This is a genomic window from Arthrobacter sp. ATA002 (genome assembly GCF_026898095.1).
In the GTDB taxonomy this organism is placed as follows: Bacteria; Actinomycetota; Actinomycetes; order Actinomycetales; family Micrococcaceae; genus Arthrobacter_B.
Window position 1 is genome coordinate 2,520,002 of record NZ_CP114015.1, and the last position, 21,773, is coordinate 2,541,774.

23 protein-coding genes and 1 pseudogene are annotated in these 21,773 nt (G+C 66.9%); 20 read left to right on the forward strand and 4 right to left on the reverse strand.

Going from position 1 to position 21,773, the window contains the following annotated elements; translation table 11 throughout:
• The first annotated feature begins 8 nt into the window (after positions 1-8).
• The 4 genes from OL239_RS12600 (at position 9) to OL239_RS12615 (ending at position 4,566) form a co-directional block, all read left to right on the forward strand.
• Positions 9-536, forward strand: coding sequence for a V-type ATP synthase subunit E (locus tag OL239_RS12600; RefSeq protein WP_268909240.1), 528 nt, complete (start codon positions 9-11; stop codon positions 534-536).
• Entirely contained in the window at positions 521-2,446 is a 1,926-nt protein-coding gene (locus OL239_RS12605) for a V-type ATP synthase subunit A (RefSeq protein WP_268909241.1), read from the forward strand. The genes OL239_RS12600 and OL239_RS12605 overlap by 16 nt, the downstream gene beginning before the upstream one ends.
• The gene (locus OL239_RS12610; RefSeq protein ID WP_268909242.1) at positions 2,443-3,876 is read left to right on the forward strand and encodes a V-type ATP synthase subunit B; all 1,434 of its coding nucleotides are present in this window, start codon (positions 2,443-2,445) and stop codon (positions 3,874-3,876) included. Before OL239_RS12605 ends, OL239_RS12610 begins: the two co-directional genes overlap by 4 nt.
• A 90-nt stretch (positions 3,877-3,966) precedes the next feature.
• Positions 3,967-4,566 carry a V-type ATP synthase subunit D gene (locus OL239_RS12615; protein WP_268909243.1) on the forward strand — a complete coding sequence of 200 codons (600 nt, stop codon included), beginning with the start codon at positions 3,967-3,969 and terminating at the stop codon, positions 4,564-4,566.
• 45 nt (positions 4,567-4,611) lie between these two features.
• On the opposite strand, the gene OL239_RS12620 is transcribed toward OL239_RS12615, so the two are convergent.
• Positions 4,612-5,415 (reverse strand): SDR family NAD(P)-dependent oxidoreductase, encoded by an 804-nt coding sequence (locus tag OL239_RS12620; protein ID WP_329609216.1) that lies wholly within the window; start codon positions 5,413-5,415, stop codon positions 4,612-4,614.
• Between the two features lie 207 nt (positions 5,416-5,622).
• On the opposite strand from OL239_RS12620, the gene OL239_RS12625 reads away from it, so the two are divergent.
• Complete coding sequence (locus OL239_RS12625) at positions 5,623-6,102, forward strand: DUF2809 domain-containing protein (RefSeq protein ID WP_268909244.1); 480 nt, start codon at positions 5,623-5,625, stop codon at positions 6,100-6,102.
• On the opposite strand, the gene OL239_RS12630 is transcribed toward OL239_RS12625, so the two are convergent.
• On the reverse strand, positions 6,068-7,234 hold the full coding sequence (locus OL239_RS12630) for an acetyl-CoA C-acetyltransferase (protein ID WP_268909245.1): 1,167 nt from the start codon (positions 7,232-7,234) through the stop codon (positions 6,068-6,070). The two genes, OL239_RS12625 and OL239_RS12630, sit on opposite strands and share 35 nt — an antisense overlap.
• Before the next feature lie 437 nt (positions 7,235-7,671).
• Here OL239_RS12630 and OL239_RS12635 point away from each other — a divergent pair, with 437 nt between their 5' ends.
• The 3 genes from OL239_RS12635 to OL239_RS12645 all read left to right on the forward strand — a co-directional run bounded on the left by OL239_RS12635 (position 7,672) and on the right by OL239_RS12645 (position 10,234).
• Complete coding sequence (locus OL239_RS12635) at positions 7,672-9,252, forward strand: peptide chain release factor 3 (protein WP_268911757.1); 1,581 nt, start codon at positions 7,672-7,674, stop codon at positions 9,250-9,252.
• A 132-nt stretch (positions 9,253-9,384) separates the two neighbouring features.
• Positions 9,385-9,702, forward strand: a complete 318-nt coding sequence (locus OL239_RS12640; protein ID WP_268909246.1) for a PadR family transcriptional regulator — start codon at positions 9,385-9,387, stop codon at positions 9,700-9,702.
• Positions 9,695-10,234 carry a hypothetical protein gene (locus tag OL239_RS12645; RefSeq protein ID WP_268909247.1) on the forward strand — a complete coding sequence of 180 codons (540 nt, stop codon included), beginning with the start codon at positions 9,695-9,697 and terminating at the stop codon, positions 10,232-10,234. Before OL239_RS12640 ends, OL239_RS12645 begins: the two co-directional genes overlap by 8 nt.
• On the opposite strand, the gene OL239_RS20220 is transcribed toward OL239_RS12645, so the two are convergent.
• A complete protein-coding gene (locus OL239_RS20220) occupies positions 10,231-10,704 on the reverse strand; it encodes a PLD nuclease N-terminal domain-containing protein (protein ID WP_442864142.1) in 474 nt (157 codons plus the stop codon). The two genes, OL239_RS12645 and OL239_RS20220, sit on opposite strands and share 4 nt — an antisense overlap.
• Here OL239_RS20220 and OL239_RS12650 point away from each other — a divergent pair.
• The 12 genes and pseudogenes from OL239_RS12650 to OL239_RS12700 all read left to right on the forward strand — a co-directional run bounded on the left by OL239_RS12650 (position 10,673) and on the right by OL239_RS12700 (position 21,244).
• Positions 10,673-11,053 carry a VOC family protein gene (locus tag OL239_RS12650; RefSeq protein ID WP_268909248.1) on the forward strand — a complete coding sequence of 127 codons (381 nt, stop codon included), beginning with the start codon at positions 10,673-10,675 and terminating at the stop codon, positions 11,051-11,053. The genes OL239_RS20220 and OL239_RS12650 overlap by 32 nt on opposite strands.
• Positions 11,054-11,263: 210 nt before the next feature.
• The gene (locus OL239_RS12655; RefSeq protein WP_268909249.1) at positions 11,264-11,659 is read left to right on the forward strand and encodes a GNAT family N-acetyltransferase; all 396 of its coding nucleotides are present in this window, start codon (positions 11,264-11,266) and stop codon (positions 11,657-11,659) included.
• A 65-nt stretch (positions 11,660-11,724) separates the two neighbouring features.
• Positions 11,725-12,183 (forward strand): SdpI family protein, encoded by a 459-nt coding sequence (locus OL239_RS20225; RefSeq protein WP_442864143.1) that lies wholly within the window; start codon positions 11,725-11,727, stop codon positions 12,181-12,183.
• Positions 12,184-12,380: 197 nt separating this feature from the next.
• Positions 12,381-13,772 carry a DUF6421 family protein gene (locus tag OL239_RS12660; protein ID WP_268909250.1) on the forward strand — a complete coding sequence of 464 codons (1,392 nt, stop codon included), beginning with the start codon at positions 12,381-12,383 and terminating at the stop codon, positions 13,770-13,772.
• The gene (locus OL239_RS12665) at positions 13,773-14,573 is read left to right on the forward strand and encodes an SDR family NAD(P)-dependent oxidoreductase (RefSeq protein WP_268909251.1); all 801 of its coding nucleotides are present in this window, start codon (positions 13,773-13,775) and stop codon (positions 14,571-14,573) included.
• 15 nt (positions 14,574-14,588) lie between these two features.
• A complete protein-coding gene (locus OL239_RS12670; protein ID WP_268909252.1) occupies positions 14,589-15,698 on the forward strand; it encodes a threonine aldolase family protein in 1,110 nt (369 codons plus the stop codon).
• A 265-nt stretch (positions 15,699-15,963) separates the two neighbouring features.
• A complete protein-coding gene (locus OL239_RS12675) occupies positions 15,964-16,689 on the forward strand; it encodes a DUF3000 domain-containing protein (protein ID WP_442864302.1) in 726 nt (241 codons plus the stop codon).
• A 7-nt stretch (positions 16,690-16,696) separates the two neighbouring features.
• Positions 16,697-17,991, forward strand: a pseudogene (locus tag OL239_RS12680) (HRDC domain-containing protein).
• Positions 17,992-18,027: 36 nt separating this feature from the next.
• Complete coding sequence (locus OL239_RS12685) at positions 18,028-18,459, forward strand: GNAT family N-acetyltransferase (RefSeq protein ID WP_268909253.1); 432 nt, start codon at positions 18,028-18,030, stop codon at positions 18,457-18,459.
• A 124-nt stretch (positions 18,460-18,583) separates the two neighbouring features.
• The gene (locus tag OL239_RS12690) at positions 18,584-19,006 is read left to right on the forward strand and encodes an NfeD family protein (RefSeq protein WP_268909254.1); all 423 of its coding nucleotides are present in this window, start codon (positions 18,584-18,586) and stop codon (positions 19,004-19,006) included.
• A 129-nt stretch (positions 19,007-19,135) separates the two neighbouring features.
• Positions 19,136-19,567: an SRPBCC domain-containing protein gene (locus tag OL239_RS12695; RefSeq protein WP_268909255.1), complete on the forward strand. Its 432-nt coding sequence runs from the start codon at positions 19,136-19,138 to the stop codon at positions 19,565-19,567.
• A 426-nt stretch (positions 19,568-19,993) separates the two neighbouring features.
• Complete coding sequence (locus OL239_RS12700) at positions 19,994-21,244, forward strand: MFS transporter (RefSeq protein WP_268909256.1); 1,251 nt, start codon at positions 19,994-19,996, stop codon at positions 21,242-21,244.
• Here OL239_RS12700 and OL239_RS12705 read toward each other — a convergent pair.
• On the reverse strand, positions 21,231-21,749 hold the full coding sequence (locus tag OL239_RS12705) for a DinB family protein (RefSeq protein WP_268909257.1): 519 nt from the start codon (positions 21,747-21,749) through the stop codon (positions 21,231-21,233). The two genes, OL239_RS12700 and OL239_RS12705, sit on opposite strands and share 14 nt — an antisense overlap.
• Positions 21,750-21,773 lie beyond the last annotated feature (24 nt).

Sequence of the window (21,773 nt, forward strand, 5' to 3'; positions counted from 1 at the left end):
CTGCCGGGATGAGCAGGCTGCCCGCAGGATCCGACGCCGCCCTCGAACCGGTGCGCCTCGCACTGCGCCGGGAGGCTGAAACCGAAGCCGGCCGGCTGGCGGAGGACGCCCGGCGGCAGGCCGAAGCACTGTTGTCCTCGGCGCGGGCCGAGGCTGAGCAGATTCGGGCAACGGCAGCCCGGGAAGGTGCCGACGCGGCACGGACGGAGGCAGCCGGGCGGTCCGCGCGGATCCGCCGGGAAGCACGGCGCACCGTACTGGCCCGGCAGGAAGCCCTGCGTTCCGAGCTGGGCCGGCAGGTCCGGGACCGGGCACGGGACCTGCGCAGCGACCCGCGTTATCCGCAGATCCTGCGGCGGCTCACCGAACGTGCTGATGCGGTCCTGGGTCCGATGGCGTCGGTGACGGAAAGCTACAAGGGCGGCGTCACCGCGGCAGCCGGGTCCCGGCACCTGGATCTGTCCCTGCCGGCCCTGGCCGAGCAGGCCCTGGAGCGGCACGCCGGGGAGGTGCACCGGTTATGGGACGGCGCGTAGCTTCCGGCAGCAGCTCAGACTCTCCCGGCACCCCCGGTACCCCCGGCACGCGCGGCATGCCCGGCGCCCCCGGCGTCAACGGCACCCCCGGCACTGGAACCGGCACGCCCGGCACTGGAACCGGGACCCCCGGCGCTGGAACCGGCACGATCACCCGGGTCAGCGGCCCGCTGGTCGAAATCACCGGGCTGGAGGGGCTGTCCATGCTGGAAGTCGTGGCGGTGGGCCCGGACCGCATTTCAGCGCAGGCGGTCGCCGTCAACGGCGCGGACGCCACCCTGCAGGCCTACGAGTACACCGGAGGCCTGAAAACCGGCGACACCGTGGAACGGACCGGCCACCAGCTGTCCGGGCTGCTGGGCCCGGGGCTGCTGGGAGCGGTGTTCGACGGACTGCTGCGTCCGCTCTCCTCCGCTCCCCTGTGGCTGGCCCAGGACCGGATGTCGTCCACCGAGGATCCGGCCGTGCTGAACACCGCCTGGGGGTTTACGCCGTCGGTCGCGGTCGGTGACACCGTTCAGGCGGGCCAGATCCTGGGCACCGTCCCGGAAGCAGGAACTGTGGAGTTCCGGGTCCTGGTGCCGCCGAACGTTGCCGGCGAAGTCCAGTGGCTGGCGGACGGACGTGTGCATCCGCTGGATCCGGTGGCACGGGTGGCCGGAAGGAACATTCCGCTGGCACAGCAGTGGCCCGTCCACCGGCCCCGCCCCTTCGGCGAGCGCCTGGCCGACACGGTGCCGCTGCACACCGGCCAGCGGGTCCTGGATCTGCTCTTCCCGCTGCCCCGGGGATCGGCAGCCGCAGTCCCCGGCGGCTTCGGCACCGGCAAGACCCTCACGCTCCAGCAAATCGCCAAGTGGTCCGACGCCGACGTCATTGTCTACGTGGGCTGCGGCGAACGCGGCAACGAGATGGCCGACGTGCTGGACGGACTGACCGGCCTGGACGACCCCCGCACGGGCGGCAAGCTGATCGGCCGGACCGTGATCATCGCCAACACCTCCAACATGCCGATGATGGCCCGGGAGGCGTCCATTGCCACCGGCGTCACCGTTGCCGAGTTCTTCCGTGACATGGGGTACGACGCCGTCGTCATCGCCGATTCGACCTCCCGGTGGGCCGAAGCCCTGCGCGAGTTCGCCAACCGCAACGGCGACCTTCCGGCCGAGGAGGGCTACCCGGCGTCCCTGGCCAGTGAGCTCGCCGCCTTCTATGAGCGCGCGGCCCTGGTGCGCACCTTGGGCGGGGCGACGGCGTCGGTCACCGTGATCGGAGCGGTCAGCCCTCCCGGCGGTGATATGAGCGAACCGGTCACCACCGACACCCAGCGGTTCGTGCGTTCACTGTGGATGCTGGACCGGGACCTGGCCTACTCCCGGCACTATCCGGCGGTCAGCTGGCGCGGTTCCTTCTCCCGCGACGCCGAAGCGCTGGGCCGCTGGTATTCCGCGCACGGTGATCCGTTGTGGACCGGGCGGAGGGCCTCGGCTTCGCTGCTGCTCTCCGAAGCGGACCGCCTCACCGCCCTGGCGGAAATTATCGGTGCCGCCTCCCTGCCCGGACATGAGCAGATGGTGCTGCTGGGCGGGCGCCTGGTGCGTGACGGCGTCCTGCTGCAGAACGCGCTCAGTCCCAATGACGGCTACAGCTCCGCGGCGAAGGGCGCCGCCCTGCTGCAGACAGTCCTGGACGTGGTGGACGTGTGCCAGGCCCTGGTGGAGCGCGGAGTGCCGCCGGCCGACGTCGAACGCGTCGATTTCACCCCGGTGCTGCGGCTGCGTGAAGACACCGGACCGGCCGACGCCGAGGGCGTCACGGCCCGCGGGCGCGAGTTCCTGCACCGGCTCCGGCAGCTGGGCAGCGAAACCGGGCACGGCGCCGGTGAAACCACGGAAAGGCGATTCGCATGAGCGGCGGCGGCATACCCGGCACGGAACCGGCCTCCGGCATCCCGCGGGTGGGGTACAGCGCGGTGCGCGAACTGCGCGGACCGTTGCTTGTCCTCGGGGATGCCGACGGCGTGGGCTGGGACGAGTTCGCGACGGTGGCAGTGGCCGGACAGCGGGACCGGCACGGGCTGGTGCTGGAGGTGGACGGAGACGAAGTCACCCTGCAGATTCTCGAAGGCACTGGAGGAATGGCCCTCGGCGGGATCGAGGTCCGGTTCCAGGGCCGGCCGCTGGCGGTGCCCACCGGTCCGGGCTGGCTGGGACGGGTTTGCAACGGGCGCGGTGAACCGCTCGACGGCGGTCCGCCGGTCACGGCCGGGGAGACGGCGCCGGTGGGCGGCTGGCCGCTGAACCCGGTGTACCGCGAACCACCGCAGGACCCGGTGATCACCGGGATCTCCGCCGTCGATGCGTTGACCACCCTGGTCCGCGGGCAGAAGCTGCCGATCTTCTCCGTTCCCGGCCTGCCTCACCTGACCCTGGCCACGCAGATAGCCGCGCAGGCCACCACCTCCGCGGGCCGTGCCTTCCGGGTCGTGTTCGCGGCCATGGGAATGACGCACGCCGACATTGCCTATATCCGCGACCGTTTGGAGGAACGCTCCGCCGCGGGTGAGCTGGTGCTGCTGCTCAACGCCGCTGATGATCCGGTGATCGAGCGCATCCTGACACCGCGCATCGCCCTGACCGTGGCCGAGTCCCTGGCGTACGACGAGGGATCGGACGTGCTGGTGGTGATGTCGGATATGACCAGCTACGCGGAGGCGGTGCGGGAAGTCTCCGCGGCCCGGCGGGAGATTCCGGCCCGCCGCGGCTACCCCGGTTATCTCTACAGTGATTTGGCCGGACTGTATGAACGGTGCGGCCGGGTCAAGGGCCGGGAGGGTTCGGTGACGATAGTCCCCGTGCTGACCATGCCGGCCGGGGATATTACCCATCCGGTTCCTGACCTCACCGGTTACATCACCGAGGGGCAGGTGGTGCTGGATCCGGAGGTCGACGCGCGCGGCGTCTATCCCCCGGTGGACGTGCTCTCGTCGCTGTCGCGCCTGATGCGCAGCGGCGCCGGAAAAGGCCGCACCCGGGAAGACCACCTGGATGTCGCGGCACAGATCCTGTCGGCGATGGCACGGGCCCGGTCCGCTGCCGAACTGGCGGAGCTTGTGGGCGCGGCAGCTTTGAGCGAAACGGACAACGCCTACATTGACTTCCGCTCGGTAGTGGAACGGGAACTGCTGAACCAGGGCCGCGATGAGCTGCGGACTTTCGAGCGGACCATGGACCTGGCCTGGCAGGCGCTGTCACTGCTGCCGCGGCGGGAGCTCACCATGCTGTCCGGCGAGTTCCTGGACAGGTACCTGCCCGGACCGGCCGGCGGGGCCCAGTCATGAGCTGGTCCGCACCGTGAGCGGCCGGGGCGCAGTTGGGAGCTGGCCCGCACCTGCCGCCGGCCGGGGCGCAGTTATGAGCTGGTCCGTACCGTGAGCGGATTTCGGAGCGGCGGAACCCGGGCGGACCGGGCCGACGTCGAACGCCGGCTGGCCACGGCGAGCCGGGGAGCAGAACTGCTGGACCGCAAGCAGCGCATCCTGCAGCGCGCCATCGAGGGACTGCAGGAACAGGCCGATACCGCCCGGAGAGCGTGGGAGGAGCAGGCCGCGGCAGCCGCCCGGTGGCTCCGGCGAAGCGCCGGCCTGGACGGCGGGGACCGGATCAGTGCCGCCGCCCCCGGTGAAGCCGCTGCCGTCCAGGTGCAGTGGGGCGGGGCAATGGGCATCTCCTACCCAGAAGGCGCCGAGTGTCTCCTGCCGAACGCACCTGCCGCGGGAGGAAGCTCGGCGCTGTCCTACACGGCAGCCGCCCACAGGACAGCGCTGCAGGCGGCCGTCGCTGCGGCGGGCGCCGCACGCGCCCTGCTGCTGGTTTCCGATGAACTGGAGGCCACCCGCACCCGGCAGCGGGCCGTGGAGAACAGGTGGATTCCGCTGCTTCAGGAGCAGCTGGGCGCAATCGAGCGGAAGGTCGCCGAGCAGGAACTGGAGGAGAGCCTGCGGCTGCGCTGGTCGGCCGGCTTGATGTGACGCGCCCCTAGAGCTGAGCGTCGGCGTCGATGCCGGTGTTCTCGCTCACGGCCCGCCAGGTCTCCAGCTCGGCGAGCCGGGCCTGCAGGATGTCGGCGTAGGTTCCGGTCGCGTCGGCGCCGAGGACCAGCATCGCCGGCGTGTCCGCCGACTCCACCGCGGTGATGATGGCCGCGGCGGCCTTGGCCGGGTCGCCGGGCTGGGTGCCGTGGGTGGTGTCGTTTTCCTGCGCCGCTTCCCGGCGGTCTCGGCGTAGTCGGGAATCGCCGCCGCGGACTGCTGAAGGGAGCGGCCGGCGAAATCCGTCCTGAACCCGCCGGGCTCCACGGCCATGGCGCTAATGCCGAGCGGTTCCAGTTCCTTGCGCAGCGATCCGGTCAGGCCTTCGAGCGCAGACTTCACCGCCGCGTAGTAGCCGGAGCCGGCGGGGGCCGCCGTTGCCCCAATGGAGGACAGGTTCACGATCGTGCCGGACCGGCGGGACCTCATCTGCGGCAGCACGGCCTTGATGAGGTTCACCGACCCGAAGAAGTGCGTGTCGAACAAGGAGCGGACGTCGGCGTCATCGCCCTCCTCGACGGCGGCACGGTAGCCGTAGCCGGCGTTGTTCACCAGGACGTCGATCCCGCCGAATTTCTCCGTGCCACCGGCGGCCGCGGACTGGATCTGGCCGACGTCGGTGACGTCGAGGGCCAGGGCCAGCGCGGATTCCGGGTACTGCGCGGCGAGGTCTTCAACCGTGGACGGATCGCGGGCAGTGACGACGGCGTTGTCGCCGCGGGCCAGGACGGCTTCCGCGAGAGCTCGTCCGAGTCCCGTCGAGCAGCCGGTGATGAGCCAAGTAGCCATGATGTTCGCCTTTTCCGCCGGTCGCGCCCGGCTGCACAACTAGTTCTTACCTTTTGCCTTCAACGTGTCATTGCCTTCAACGGAACACCCTAGCGGGTCGCGCGGGGTCCCGGTGGGATACCCTGCGGGCATGCCGCCGTCCCAGTTACCGCCGTCCTCCAACCCCAACCCGCCCGGGAGCCGGACTACCCGGCTCCCCGGCTCCCGGTGCCGCACCCGCACCGGCGCCGGGCCCTGCTGCGCCGGGCAACGCTCGCCTGCGCTGCAGTGGGCGTCGTGGCTGCCGGCCTGACGGCGCGGACCGGGTTGACCGGGATCGCCGGAGATGCGGCAGGCGGAGTCCTGTACGCCTCGCTGCTGTATCTGCTGCTGGCTTTCGCCGCGCCCCGGGCACGCTGCGCCGCCGTGGCCGCGGCCGCCGTCGTCCTCTGTTGCGCCGTGGAGCTGTTTCAGCTCACTCCGTGGCCGGCACAGTGGGCGGGACAGTGGTCCCCGCTGCGCCTGGTGTTTGGGACCACGTTCAATCCGTGGGACTTTCCCGCCTACGCCGGCGGTGCCGCGGCGGCAGGGCTGGCGGACCGCCTGCTCCGGCGCTCTTTGGCGCCGGAGCAGGCGCAGGCACCTGAACACATGCCCTTTGCCTGCGTTCTCCCTAGAGCCGGAACCCCTCGTCGAGCCGTTCGATGATCGTGACGTTGGCCTGTCCGCCGCCCTCACACATGGTCTGCAGGCCGTAGCGGCCGCCGGTGCGTTCCAGTTCGTGCAGCAGCGTGGTCATTATGCGGGCACCCGTGGCACCGATCGGGTGGCCCAGCGAGATTCCTCCGCCGTTGACGTTCACCTTGTCCATGTCAGCGTCGAGCTCCCGTTGCCAGGCCAGCACGACGGAGGCAAAGGCCTCATTGATTTCGAGCAGGTCAATCTGGTCCAGGCTCATGCCGGCACGCCCCAGGGCGTGGCGGGTGGCCTCGATGGGTGCGCTGAGCATCATGATCGGATCGTCGCCGCGGGCGGAAATCGAATGGATGCGCGCCCGCGGCTTGAGGCCGTAACGCCGCACGGCATCCTCGGAGGCCAGCAGCAGCACGGCGGCGGCGTCGGAAATCTGCGACGACGTGGCGGCGGTAAGACGGCCGCCGTCGGACAGCGGTACCAGAGACTCGATCTTGGCGCGGTTCGGTTCCCGCGGACCCTCGTCGGCGCTAATGCCGTTCAGCGGCAGGATTTCACGGTCGAAGCGGCCCTGGGCCTGGGCGGCGAGCGCCCGGACATGGGACTCCACGGCGAAGTCCTCCATTTCGGTGCGGGTCAGTCCCCACTTGTCCACCATCATTTCGGCGCCAATGAACTGGGAAACCTTCTGGTTCCCGTACCGCTCTGCCCAGCCCGTGGATCCGGTGAAGGGGTCCGGGAAGCCCAGCTCCTTCGCCGCGGTGTTCGCGTAGCCGATCGGTATGGAGGACATGCTCTGCACTCCGCCGGCCAGCACCAGGTCGCTGGTTCCGCTCATCACCGCCTGCGCAGCGTAGGACACGGCCTGCTGTCCGGACCCGCACTGCCGTTCCACTGTGGTTCCCGGAACGCGTTCGGACAGGCCCGCCGCCAGCCAGGCGGTGCGGGCAATGTCCATGGCCTGCGGACCCACCTGGTCGATGGCACCGAGGATAACCTCGTCTAATTCAGCGGAGTCGATTCCGGTGCGGCGTACCGTTTCGGCAATGACGTGCGCGGCCATGTCGGCGGGATGGATGGTGCTCAGCCCTCCGTTGCGGCGGCCAACCGGGGTGCGGACTGCGTCAATAATAAATGCTTCAGCCATGGAAAGGCCTTTCGTCGATGGAAGGCAGGGCCGTTGCAGGCCCGGGTTGATGGTGTCGAAAACCACACTAGGCGATCACGGCGGCGCCGGCACCCGACCACCGGTATGCGCCCGGAGCACTACGACGCTGCCCTGACCGGCGTCGTGGATTACCGGGCATTGATTGCCGCCATGAGTGCACTCTGCGCGCTGGCAGTGCTGCCTCTGCTACTGGGCCGTGGGCGAAGCGCCGCTGCTGTGCCCCGGAACAGGACTGCTCCGTCTGGAGAGGCTGCACCGACCGGCTAGAATGGAAAGGCTGTCATTGCCGGCAGCACCGCCGCGAGTGTCCAACCTTGCGGCCGCATCCCACCACATGTGAAAGCAGCGGAGTGTCCTTACAGGTTCAGCCCACCGTCAGCGCCACCACCAGTCCGGCCGGCAAAACGACTGCGGCAATTGCACGCGAGTCCTCCCGACGCCGCACCTTTGCTGTAATCTCGCACCCCGACGCCGGTAAGTCCACGCTGACCGAGGCGCTGGCCCTGCACGCCCGCGTCATCGGCACGGCAGGCGCCACCAACGGCAAGGAAAACCGCCGCGAGACGGTCTCCGACTGGATGCAGATGGAAAAGGACCGCGGCATCTCCATCAGCTCCACGGCACTGCAGTTCGCGTACCGGGACACCGTCATCAACCTGCTCGACACCCCCGGCCACGCCGACTTCTCCGAGGACACCTACCGTGTGCTCGCCGCCGTGGACTGCGCCGTCATGCTCGTGGACGCCGCCAAGGGCCTGGAAACCCAGACCATGAAGCTCTTCGAGGTGTGCCGCGCCCGCAACCTGCCGATCATCACCGTGATCAACAAGTGGGACCGTCCGGGCCTGGACCCGCTGGCGCTGATGGATGAAATCACCGAGCGCACCGGCCTCACCCCCATGCCGCTGACCTGGGCCGTGGGCATCGCCGGAGACTTCCGCGGCGTCTGGGACCTGGAGAAGGACGAATACGTAAAGTTTGAACGCCAGAACTCCGGAGCGTCCCTGGCCAAGGAAGACCATTTCACTCCCGAGGAAGCCCTGGAGCGCGAAGGCGAGGTCTGGGAGGACTCTCTGGGCGAAGCCGAGCTGGTCATTGACGGGCGCGAGTTTGACCGCGAGGCCTTCCTCAACGCCAAGGCCACCCCCATCCTCTTCTCCTCCGCCGCCCTGAACTTCGGCGTCAAGCAGATCCTGGACGCACTGGTGGACCTGGCCCCCTCGGCCGGACCCCGTGAGGACAAGGACGGTGAACTGCGTCCCGTGGATGCACCGTTCTCGGGCTTCGTGTTCAAGGTGCAGGCCGGCATGAACAAGGCGCACCGCGACCATGTCGCGTTCATCCGGGTCTGCTCGGGCGTCTTCGAACGCGGCATGGTGGTCACGCACTCCAACACCGGAAAGACGTTTGCCACCAAGTACGCGCAGCACCTCTTCGGCCGCGAACGCGAGGTCATCGACCAGGCCTGGCCCGGCGACGTCGTCGGATTGGTGAACGCGTCGGCGCTCCGTGTGGGCGACAGCCTGTACGTGGAAGCACCCGTGGAGTTCCCGCCGATTCCGTTCTTCAGCCCGGAACACTTCCGCGTGGCCCGGTCCAAGGACCCCAGCCGCTACAAGCAGTTCCGCCGCGGGATCGACCAGCTGGAGCACGAGGGCATCATCCAGGTGCTGCGCTCGGACCGGCGCGGTGACCAGGCGCCGGTGCTGGCCGCCGTCGGCCCCATGCAGTTCGAAGTGGTCGAGGACCGCATGACGCAGGACTTCAACGCCCCCATGCGCTACGAGCAGCTGTCCTACTCGCTGGCCCGGCTCACCACCCCCGACGCCGCGGCGGTGCTGGCCAACGTGCACGGCGCCGAAGTGCTCCAGCGCACCGACGGCGCGTATCTGGCCCTGTTCAATGATGTGTGGGCGCTCAAGCGGGTGGAGAAAAACCACCCCGAGGTATCGCTGACGGTTATCGGCACAGAGTCCCCCAACAGCCGCGGTTACTGAGCACCTGAAATCCCCTGGCGGCCGGGAGAGGCGTTAGTACCGCAGCCCCTGCGCCGCAAACCCTTGTGCGGGGGACACTATTAATGTTCTATTACTAGCATGTCCAGAATACAGGCCCAGCAGGACGCGCAGATGATCCGCGCCGTCCTGCCCCTGCTGGCTCTTACGCTGATCGCCGAAAAGGAATCCTACGGCTATCAGCTCACCGAACGGCTCAGCACCCTTGGACTGGAAGTGACCACGGGACTGGTCTACCCGCTGCTTAGCCGGCTTGAGCGGGATGGCCTCGTCAGCACCCGGATGGTGGCATCGACCAACGGTCCGCCTCGAAAATACTTCGCACTGACGACAGCCGGCGAGTCCGCAAGAGCAGCCGCGAAGGAGCAGTGGCACCTTGTGTCCACGGCTGTCCGCGACGCCACCGACAAGGAGCATTCGCGAGATGACTGAGCACAGTCTGCGGGCCGCAGATTCACCAATCCGTTCTTTTCGTGACCGGCTGCGCATCGACTGGTACCTCACCCGTTTGGACTGGCACCTTGAGGGCGTGCTCACCGGCAGAGAACGTAAAGCCACTCTCTGCGAACTGCGCCAGGCGCTGGCCGGCGATCCCAGGGAAACCACAGTGGCCCTCGCCGATCTCGGGGCCCCCAGCACACTGGCCAGGCAGTATGCCGAGGAGAGCCCCCTCCGGCCGCAGTGGTCCGTTGGTGCCGTAGTGGCCGCACTGACACTCTTCGCTTACTGGGTGGCTTTCCTGCTGTTCAGTCTTGGAATGCTCGCAGCCGTCGACTCGAACGCACCGGCGGAGGCCAACGCAACCTTCCTGTTCGTCGGCGTTGAAGCCTTTTCATTCCCCGACAGGGTCGGCATCGGATGGACCAGCAGCTGGAACTGGCTCGTAGTGCCCGGCGTGCTTGTGCTTGTCAGCTTTCTGCTCGGCTCACGGTCCTGGCGGATCACCAAGAAACCGTCTCATTAGCGCCCGCGTTCCGGGCTTCGGGGCACCCTCTTCTTTCCGAGGATGAACCACAGGAGGGAACCGAGAAACGGAGCGACGAGGACAATCAGAAACCAAAGCACTCTGACCGTCGGCGTAGGGTGTGCACTTTTTGAGATGCTGATCAAAGCACTGACAACCAGGGCCAAATACAGGGCAAGGAATATCGAAACCGTCCATCCGGCCGGCCCAAGAACGGCTGGGTTAAGAGCTGGGTTAAGAGATTGCGCGGAAATATGGACTCCGGTAAAGATCGGCAATCTTGATTCAGCTCCTGTCAATAGAGGTGCACTTTCCCTGATCGTTCCTTGATGAGTTTCGCCGACTATACCCGGTGTGGCTGTCCTGCCAGGTGGAGAAAAGAGTGCTTCAGCAATGCGGCGGAAATAAGGCATACTTCGGGACTGTAGATTGAGGACCATGACCGAACCCGTTGGACAGCTTGCATCCATTTCCCTTGATTGCCCGGATACCGATGTTTTGGCGGATTTCTATTCCCGTCTTCTTGGACTTGAAGAAGCCTTCGCCACGCCCGACCGCGGCGTCGTCGCCCTGGCGGGAGCCGGACCGATGCTGACGCTGATGCGCGTGAACACCTATGTTCCCCCGTCCTGGCCCGAAGGCCCCCAGCACCAGCAGATGCACCTGGATGTAGCCGTGGCTGAGCTTGCGTCCGCAGCCGCAGCAGCCGTAGCTCTGGGTGCAGTGCCTGCTGAGCAGCAGCCGGCACCCGACCGGTGGCGCGTCCTGCTGGATCCGGCCGGTCATCCGTTCTGCCTGACCGCCGTCCGTCCCGGCTAGCGGACCGGCCAGGCAAAGACGTGGCTGATTCCGTGGCCGCGGTCGCCGAGTCGATTCTTACCGTCAAGTCGGAACTGGACTACCGCGCCGCCGCAGCGGTTTATCCCGAGGCCGCCTTCCGCCGGTTTGGGCGGGTTGCCGCAACACGGTTTCCCGCGCTGCCTGCTGCATGCCCGGCCCCGCACAGCCGTCCCGGACCTCCCGCCGGGAGTGCAGGTAAAGGAAGTCGGCCGGGACAACGGCCACTACGGCGACGTCCTGATCCGCGGGTATGCGATGGCTTCGAGCTCGGTGACAGCCCTGGATGTCTTCGCCCGGGAACACGCCACGCCGGGGCTGCGCCGCTATCTCGCCACGGTCAACGGCCAACCCGCAGCTGCAGCAGCCCTGTTTGTCCACGGCGGCCTCAGCCTCTTTGTCGGGGCCGCGACTCTGCCTGCTTTTCGACGCCGCGGCTGCCAGTCAGCCCTCATTCACCGTCGCCTGGCGGACGCTGCGGCGGCGAGCGATCTCACCGTGGTTACCTCCGCGGTCGGCTCGCCAAGCAGCGCCAATTTACGCAACCACGGCTTTGAGATCACGCATCTGCGTACCCTCTGGCAGTAAGCCGTGCGAGCCACCGGCTAGAGTGGGCCCATGGGGATCATTGGAGTCTTTTAATTGCAGCCGGAATGACATTGTCGTGGGTCGCGGAAGCAACGGCGCGGGGAAAGCTGGGCCCGAATTCCTTTGTGGGTATTCGGGTAGGCTATGTGACCCATTCACCCGAAGCCTGGACCGCCGGACACCGGGCTGCACGCTGGCCGATCCACGGGGCGGCCGCAATCTTTGCCGCCTGCGGAATTCTGATCCTCGCCCTGGATATTCCGGAGGAAGTCGCCGGGAGAATTGTCATCGGCGCCTCCTGGCCATCCTGGTGGCGGTTCTTTTGGCGGCCAAAAAGGCAAGCCGCGCCGCTGAACTCGTTGTTGTGCGAAATGCGGACAGCACCCGCTAGCACCCTCCCTCACGGTGTCGCAGTCCGCCAGCCGGACCTGCGATGCTCCCGGCGAAGAAGGGCAACACGCGCCGCAGCTCGGCGGAACAGTACTGCCCGGCGCGGGCAGGAACGGAGCGGACAAGAACGCTGAGCGCAGCATCGGCCGGCGACCTGCGATCATCGGCCAGCACCCTTTAATGGTCCCCGCCGCCACCCGCGATCCAGCATAAGAGAACCTAATGAAACCCCCGCCGCAGAGTAAGTGTTAGTTTTTCGTGAGTATGCTCGACCCAACACATCACCTGCCGCTCCCGGCTTTCGGAGCGGCATCTCCGGAAGGTCGCCGCCATGTCCCTGCACGCGTTCCCCTCGCTCCCCCGCACCCGTTTCGAGGACGTCGCTGCCGGCAGCGACCCGGTGGACTCCCGGGCGTGGCAGGCGCTCAAGCAGGCTGCCACCGATCTGCAGCCGCTGCAGAACAAGAACGGCTCGGTCGACGCCGACAACAAGAGCGCTGCCGAGGCACTGATTGGCACCGCCGCTGCCGCCGTCGAAGCCCTGGCTCCTGCTTTCCCGCACGACGCCGAATACCTCCGGCTGGTGATTCAGGACCTGCAGCGCTGGGCCGCCGAGGGACTGGGCGAACCTGATTTCCTGGATTCCCTGCTCGCTTTCTCCCCGCAGCTGGACCGCACCGACGGCCTGCGGCACCTGGTGCTGTTCCCCATGTACACCCAGAACGGATCCACCAACCGCTGCCTGGAAGCGGTGCTCATCGAGGTTGTCTGGCCCGACTTCGTCGGCGAACTGGAGGCTGGTGAGTACTCCAACAAGCTTTTTGTCCCCATCCGCTTCCTGGACTTCACCCCGGGCTATGACACCAACTCGGCCGTGCTGTTCCCCGAATCCGTTGCTGTCCGCGAAACCCCCACCTTCACGTGGGGCGCCATCTTCGCCGACCGCGAAGCCGCACGTTTCCGGCGGGTGCTGCGCGCCGCCGCCGAGATCACGTCGCTGCAGCTGCCGGAGGACGCCGCCGCGCTGCTGGACGACCAGCACCTCACCGAGGAAACCTTCGTGATGTGGGACCTGATCCACGACCGCACGCACATGCGCGGAGACCTGCCCTTCGATCCGTTCATGATCAAACAGCGCATGCCGTACTTCCTCTACTCCCTGGAGGAGCTGCGCTGCGACCTCACCGCCTTCCGCGAAGCCGTGAAGATCGAAAAGGACGAGGACGCTTCCCCCGAAGCGCGCAAACATGCCACGCTGGTGCAGTACGCGGTGATCTTTGACCGGATCTTCCGGTTCGCCATCACGGGCAGCCGGGTGCGCAACTATGACGGGCTCGGCGGCCAGCTGCTCTTCGCCTGGATGCACCAGAACCACGTTCTGCACTGGACCGACGGGAAGCTGAGCATCGACTGGGAGGACGTGGCCGACGTCGTCGTCCGCCTGGGGGCGAACATCGAGGAGCTGTACTGGCGTTCCATTGACCGGCCGAAGACCGCCCACTGGTTAGCCGCCTATGATCTCGTGTCCGCGACGCTGACGCCCAATCCGGCGTCCATGTGGGCCAAGGGACCGGAGGCGCTGCCGCTCGACGGCCCGCCGCGCGGGCTGACGGACCAGGTGCTGGACGACGAATTTCCGCTGTCCATGTTCTACGAAGCGCTGTCCAAGAAGATGGGCCCGGTTATCGAGTCCACCTCGGGAATCACAGGGAGTTCGAACTAAATGAGCACTCAGCCGGCCCCGGGAACATCCGACGCTCCGCTGTCCGTCCGCGGACGCACCGTCCTGGTGGCCGGTGCCACCTCCGCCTCCGGCGTCGCCGTGTGCAGGGCACTGGAAGCGGCCGGTGCAAAGGTCGTGGCCATTGGGCGCGACGCCGCCCGGCTGGAAACCACCCTCTTTGACCTGTTCGACGCCGACCTGCGCACCTGTGACCTCTCGCGTCCCGGTGATGTGGAGGCGCTGTCGCAGGACCTGCAGGAGATGTACGGCGGAATCGACGGCCTGATTCACCTGGTGGGCGGCTGGCGCGGCGGCGGCGGCATCACCGGACAGAAGGAGGATGACTGGGACTTCCTGCAAACCAACATCCTGCAGACCCTGCGCAACGTCAGCCGCAGCTTTTACGACCAGCTGGCAGCGTCCGACGACGGCCGGCTGGCCATCGTGTCCTCCACCGCCGTGGAGTCCCCCACCGCCGGCGGCGCCGGGTACGCGGCAGCCAAGGCCGCCGCGGAGGCCTGGGTGCAGGCCATCGCGCAGGGCTTCCGCCGGGGGCAGGCAGGCGCCAAGGACAATCCGCAGCCGCAGCACTCGGCTGCCGTCGTGTTCGTGGTCAAGGCACTGGTGGACGACTCGATGCATTCGGCCGAGCCGGAACGGGATTTCAGCACCTACACCGACGTGCAGGACCTGGCCGCCGCCGTCGTCGGGCTGTTCAGCGAGGATGCCGCTGAGCTGAACGGCCGGCGCATCCCGCTGGTCCCGCAGGCAGAGCCGCGGTTCGAACCGAACAGTGCGTAAGAGATACTGGACACTGTGACCAACATTTCCCCGCTGCATGACATATCCATCCGCGCCTTTGCCTCGGACAACTACTCCGGCGTGCATCCCGAGATCCTCGATGCGCTGACCGCCGCGAACCAGGGCCATCAGGTGGCCTACGGCGAAGACGTGTACACCGTGAAACTGCGCGAGGTCCTAACCGCGCACTTCGGCCCGCAGATGCGCGCCTTCCCGGTCTTCAACGGCACCGGCGCCAACGTGACCGCCCTGCAGTCGCTGCTGCCGCGTTGGGGTGCGGTCATCTGTGCCTCCACCGCCCACATCAACGTGGACGAGAACGGCGCACCGGAGCGGATCGGCGGCATGAAACTGCTGCAGATCCCGGCACCGGACGGCAAGCTGACACCCGAACTGATCGACCAGGAGGCCTGGGGCTGGGGCGATGAGCACCGCGCCCAGCCACTGGCCGTGTCCATCACCCAGTCCACCGAGCTCGGCACCCTCTACACCGTGGAGGAAATCACCGCCATTGCCGAGCACTGCCACCAGCACGGCATGCTCCTGCACATGGACGGCGCCCGGCTGGGCAACGCCGCCGCAGCGCTGGGGGTAGGCATGGGCGCCATGACCACCGACGCCGGCGTCGACATCCTGTCCCTGGGCGGCACCAAGAACGGCATGATGTACGGCGAGTGCATCGTCTCGCTGAACCCCGAGGCCTCCCCCGGCCTGGATTACCTGCGCAAGATGAACATGCAGCTCGCTTCCAAGATGCGGTTCATCTCCGCCCAGTTCGTCGCCCTCTACGAGGATGACCTGTGGCTGCGCTCTGCCTCCCACGCCAACGCCATGGCGCAGCGGCTGCGGGCCGCGGTGGAGAAGATCGACGGCGTGGAACTCACCCAGCCCACCGAGTCCAACGCGGTGTTCGCCAAGCTGCCGGCCGGAGTTGCCGACCGCCTGCGCTCCTCCGTCCGGTTCTACGACTGGGACCAGGCCACGGGCGAGGTGCGCTGGATGTGCACGTTCGACACCTCCGAGGCCGACGTCGACGCGTTTGCCGAAGCCATCGCGCGTGAGATTGCTGCCGGTCCGCATGCTCCCGGGACACCCGGCGACCCGGACGCACTGCCGATCAGCTAGTTTTTTGTTTTACCCGGCGGCTCCGGACTCTCTCCACAGGAGGGACCGGGGCCGCTGACGTTGGGGGCAGATTGAGGGATGCGCTGTGCACATCCCGGGGAGGCCGGACTTCAGGACGACTAAGCGGAATCCCCTCTTGCCGGGCGGACTGAACCTTCCCGCCGGATGCAACCCCTCCTAGGCTGGACAGGTAACGAATGGGATACGTCGGCGAGCCTCATCCTCCGCCCGGAGGCGGCCCCCGTAGTCTGCGAAGGTGAGTGCAATCGGTGACTTATCACAAGTACCCCCAGACTTCCTGAAAGCCCTCGGTTCCCTGCGGCGCGCCCAGTGCCGCCCGGAGCTGCACCTGAACGAAATTCCGGCTCCCGCCCGGCTGGCACCGTTCGCGGTGTCCCTGGGTGCGGAGGTCCTCGCCTCCGGCCCGCTGGCGCGCGATGAAGGGCTCGGACACGGGCCCTCAGGAATCGTCATTCCGGAGCAGACCGAACTCGCGACGGGCCGCTTTATCCTGCTGCATGACCCGGACGGGTCAGCCGTGTGGAACGGAACCTTCCGGATTGTCACCTACATCCGCGCCGAACTGGAACCGGATATGGGCAACGATGAGCTGGTGGGCTCGGTGGCCTGGACCTGGCTGGTGGAAGCCCTGCAGGAACACAAGGCCGGCTACACGTCAGCGGGCGGAACGGCGACCCGGATCCTGTCCGAAAGCTACGGCACCCTGGCGGGCCGCGGCGATGCCATCGACATCGAGCTGCGGGCCTCCTGGACCCTGACGCCGCCGACGTCCAGGCACATCTGGAAGCGTGGTCGGACATGGTCTGCACCTTCGCCGGACTGCCGCCGCTGCCGGAGGGCGTCACTCCCCTGCCGCGGGTGCGCCGCAGTTGATCCCTCAGAACCCCGTCCGTCGAACAGGAACATCCCGTGGCCCCGGCCTGCCGGCGTCGGCCCTGTCACTGCGGCACCGGCAGACTCGATAGACTGAGGTCCTTATGACCGTGCAAACACCCGGCTCCGCCCCGCAAACCCCATCCGCTGATCCGAACGGTGAACCTCCGGAGCTCCCGCTCCTGGCGGCGCCAAAAGACGGGGTGCCGCTGATCATCGACACCCCCCGGGGACTGGAACGCGCAGCCAAGGCCCTCGCCGCAGGGACCGGACCTGCAGGAGTCGACGCAGAGCGCGCCTCGGGGTTCCGCTACGGGCAGCGCGCCTTCCTGGTCCAAATCCGCCGGGAGGGTTCCGGTACCTGGCTGATAGATCCGGAACCCTTCGACAATCTGGACATCATTAACGATGCCCTCTCAGGCGTCGAATGGATCCTGCACGCGGCAACCCAGGACCTGCCCTGCCTGTCCGAACTGGGCATGTGGCCCGATAGGCTCTTCGACACGGAACTGGCTGCACGCCTGGCCGGGCTCCCCCGCGTAGGTCTGGCCGCCGTGATCGAGAACCTGCTCGGGTTCACCCTGGCCAAGGAACACTCCGCCGCAGACTGGTCCACCCGCCCGCTGCCCGAGCCCTGGCTCCGCTACGCGGCACTGGACGTCGAGGTCCTGGCGGAACTGCGGACTGAACTGATCAAGGTGCTCGACGACGCCGGGAAACTCACCTTCGCGGAGCAGGAATTCGAGGCGATCCGCACCGCCCCGCCGGCGCCGCCCGGGTCGATCCCTGGCGGCGCACCAGCGGAATGCACCAGCTGCGTGACCGCCGGCAGCTCGCCGTCGTCCGCGAGCTGTGGACCGAACGCGAACACCTCGCGGAAAACCGCGACACTGCACCGGGACGGCTGATCCCGGACTCCGCGATCGTGGCCGCCGCGCGTGCCATGCCCACCACCGTGCCCCAGCTGCTGGGAACACCCGGCTTCCACGGCCGTGCCGCTCAAAAAGAGGCTCCGCGCTGGATGCGCTGCATTTCAGCGGGCCGGTCAACGAGGGACCTGCCCCCGCTGCACATTCCCACGCACGCCCCGCCGCCCCCTCGGGTATGGGCCAAGAACGATCCGGCCGCTGCGGCACGGCTGCAGACAGCCAAACCGCGGCTGGCAGCCGTGGCGGAGAAGCTGAATCTGCCGGTCGAGAACCTGCTGACACCGGATACCCTGCGCCGGGTCGCGTGGCGTCCGCCGGCCACCATCGACCTGGACAGCATCAGCGCCGCACTGCGGGACCTCGGCGCGCGGGAATGGCAGATCGAACAGACAGCCGCGGTGATCACGGTTGCCTTCCTTGACCCCGATCCCCTGGTGGAGAAGGAAAAGGACACCGCCGGAACCCGCTAGGGTGCACGTGCCTGGCGGACGGTTAGGCTGGTGATCATGCCAATAGTTGAATATGCCGACGGATCAGACCTCCCCGTTGCCGCCGTCGTACGACTGTACGACTCAGTAGGCTGGACCGCCTACACCGAAGACCCCGGAAAGCTGACTGCCGCCCTCGCCGGTTCCACGCTGCTCACCGTGGCCCGAGACGGCGCGGATCTGGCCGGCCTGGCACGTGTTATCACCGACGGACACTCCATCTGTTACCTGCAGGATGTCCTCGTTGACCCCCGGTACCAGCGAACAGGGCTGGGCAGGACCCTGGTCGAACGTGTCCTGGCGCCGTATGCCCACGTGAGGCAAAAAGTGCTGCTCACGGATACCGAACCGGGCCAAAAGGCCTTCTATGAATCCCTCGGTTACCGGCAGGCGCGGGAAGAGGACGACGGCGGACCGGCAGTGCGGGCATTTGTCCGGTTTGATGCCTAGACCGCACGGATAAGGGAACACCGACAGTGCTTTATGCAGTTTTCCCCATGGCTTGGGGCGTAGGGCTGTGGGCCCTTCTCAAAAACTTCCAAAACGGACGCGGCTACCTTCCGCCCTCATGGTGGTGGACCACCCTTCCCTTTGGCATCATTGGCGGCCTGACCGCATTGACGGCGCGCTCCCGGCCGCCGGCATCGCCGTGGGGTTGGTTGCCGCCGCCGCTGTCCACTTCTGGGCCTCAGCCCTCACCAGAAAAAGAGACATTCGCCGGGACGAGGCACCGTCCTACATCGGTAAATACGGTGTGGTCACCAAAACCATCTACAGCCTCGATTACGGAAGAATGAATCTGGAAGGGCGTGTGCAGATTGACGGAGACCGGGATATATCGGCCATTACCGTGGGGACAACCAAAAAGGTGGAGCTCCCCAAGGGCACCCGGGTCCGCATTGTTGCCTATTCCGGCGCCCAAACCGTCATTGTCGAACCGGACGGAAATTTCACCGGCGGCTACATGCTGAACGGAATTTACCAACCGGGCCGGTAACGATCCGGCAACATGCGCTGGTGCACCGCGGGAGCCTGAATTATTCTCGGCCACCGGTCCGGGTCTCGCAACGTTTCCACCCTCCGGCCCGCGCATATCGATACCGCGCTGTACGGAAAGGCCACCGCCATGCCCCACGCTGCCTCAACGGAGATCATCTACTCCACGGCCCTGTCATGTCCGCCCGAGGCGGTGTGGCGCGCCATCACCGCCACCAATGTGCCGCGCAGCTGGATGTGGAACTCCGTCCTGCGCGGTCCCATGGAGCCGGACACCGACTACTCGATGGGCGGGGATGACGGCCTCATTGTCGGAACGGTCCTGGATGCGGATGCCCCCTACCGGCTCGTGATGACCTTCGACGCGCGCTGGGATGAACAGGTGGCCGGCGAACCGGCAGGAGAGCTGGAATACCTTATTACCCCCACCGGAGAGCACGAGTCCGTCTTCAGCGTGCGGCTGTCCGGCCTGACCGGAGTGACGGCGGATGCCGCTGCGCAGGACACACCGGATATTTATGCCGGTATGAAGTCCTGGCTGGAGGACAACGACTGCGGTTAGTCCCAAGCCGCGGTTAGCTCGGTTGCAGTCGCTCAATCGGGTACGTTTCCGGCTTTATGACGCCTCCTCTTTTATGCCCGCCCTAAGTATTACCGGGTAAATTACAGCACCGTAATACTTCCAATGATTCTCAGTTGCGGTCGGCACCAAATGTGTCCATACTGATTCAAGTCACGATGTGACCGCATCCACATTGAGGGGAAAATTCCGGAGGCACAGCAACTGGCCGCATGGAAACTTCCGCCGAAAACGCTATTCCATTGTCGAGCATTCAAGGCTTGCCACCGTCGCTCAGCCAATCATGGCCGAGGACTGGAGTATTCGGCCCCGCCCTTTGAGGAGAACCAAGCAACTGAAAATTAGACCACGAATTGCCGTTGTTGCTGCCATAATCGCCCTGCCCGGAGCCGGGAAACGGAGTTACCGATGAAGCTTGGGCCGGAGTACCGGCGGATCTGGATCGGCAGCGCCTCCTCAAACCTCGCCGACGGCGTGACGTTTGTTGCGCTCCCCCTGCTGGCGGCCGCCATCACGCGTGATCCGCTGGCCATTGCCGCCTTGTCAGTCGCCTATACCGCACCGCGCCTGCTGACGGTCCTGGGCATCGGCGTCCTGGTGGACCGCGTGGACCGGCGCCGGCTGCTTTATCTGGCCAACTTCTCCCGGGCAGCCGTCTTTGCCGCTCTCACCGCACTGGTGGCCGCCGACGCAGCACCCATGGCGGCCCTGTACGCCGTCTATGCGTTTATGGGTATCGTCGAAACCATTTCCGACAGCACCGCCGTCGCCGTCCTGCCCCAGGCCGTTGCACCGGCCGGCCTGGACCGGGCCAACAGCCAAATTGCGGGAACGCAGAGCTTGGTGGATGAATTCATCGGTCCGCCGCTGGGTGGATTCCTTTTCGGTCTGGCCGTGTTCGCGCCGTCACTGCTGACGGTCGGAGCCTTCCTCCTGGCCGGAGCCGCCTACTGGCGGCTGCGGCAGGACTATTCCGCCGCCCCCGGCAGCACCGGTGTCCGGCCGACAGGAGGAATCCGGAGACAGATCCGGGAAGGTGCGGCATGGGCGGTGGGCCATCCCATCGTCCGGACCCTGATCATCATCGGTGCGCTGGCAAGCACCGGCTATATGATTCCCTTCTCCTACCTCGTGCTCTATGCACGCGACGTGCTGGGCCTCGATGCCGCCGGCTACGGCCTGCTGTTGTCTTTTTCCGCTGTGGGCGGGCTGCTGGGCAGTTTCACCGCAAGCCGGATTCGCCGCGCCATCGGTTACGGCTGGACCATAACCGCGGCGCTCCTTGCCGGCGCCGCCGCCTTTGCCGTTATTGCCTGCACCACCAATGTGTGGGTGGTGGCCGGTGCCCTGGCGGTCTACATTGGCCATTCCGTGGTCTGGAACATCATGGCCGCCTCGCTCCGGCAACAACTGACTCCGGCGGACCTCATGGGCAGGGTCGGGGCGGTGGGCCGGCTGGCCGGGCTGTTGGGGCTGACGCTGGGCGCAGTGCTGGGCGGCGTACTGGCCACCGCGTTCGGCCTGCGCGCGCCCTTCGGGTTCGCCGCAGTGTTTTTCACTGCCGCGGCCCTGCTGGCCCTGAGCGCGATGGGACACTTCCGGGCCTGGGAGCATGCCGGCGCGGCCGAACCGGCATCACGTCCCGTTACTCCCCCGTAGTGCCGTCCAGCAGTTCCCGCACAATGTCCAGATGCCCGCAGTGCCGTCCGGTTTCCTCGATCATGTGCGTGACGATCCACCGCACGTTGTGCCCGGAGGGACTGCCGGAAACGGCGTCGTCGAGGTTGTAGCGGGAGAGCACTTCCCGGGATTCGGCACACGCGGCCTCGTAGTCGCTGATGATGGCAGCCAGGCTGTCGCCGGGACCGACCAGGAACTCCCCGTCGGGCTCGTCGTCGCTCCACCTGGTCGGCACCCCGGCCTCGCCGTCGAGCCGCTCGCGGAACCAGCAGCGCTCGACGTCGGCCAGATGCCGCAGCAGCCCCGACACGGTGGTCAGTGACGGCAGCACGCGGCGGGCCGCATCGGCGTCACTGAGTCCTTCGGCTTTATGCACGGCGGTGGCGCGCAGGAAATCGAGAAAACCAGTAAGGATTTCCCGTTCGGTTCCGGCGTTGGGCGGTTCCGGCCGGGTGTCCGGCACGGCCTGCTGTTCCTGGGTCATGTGAGTGTTCTCCTCGTGGGTGCG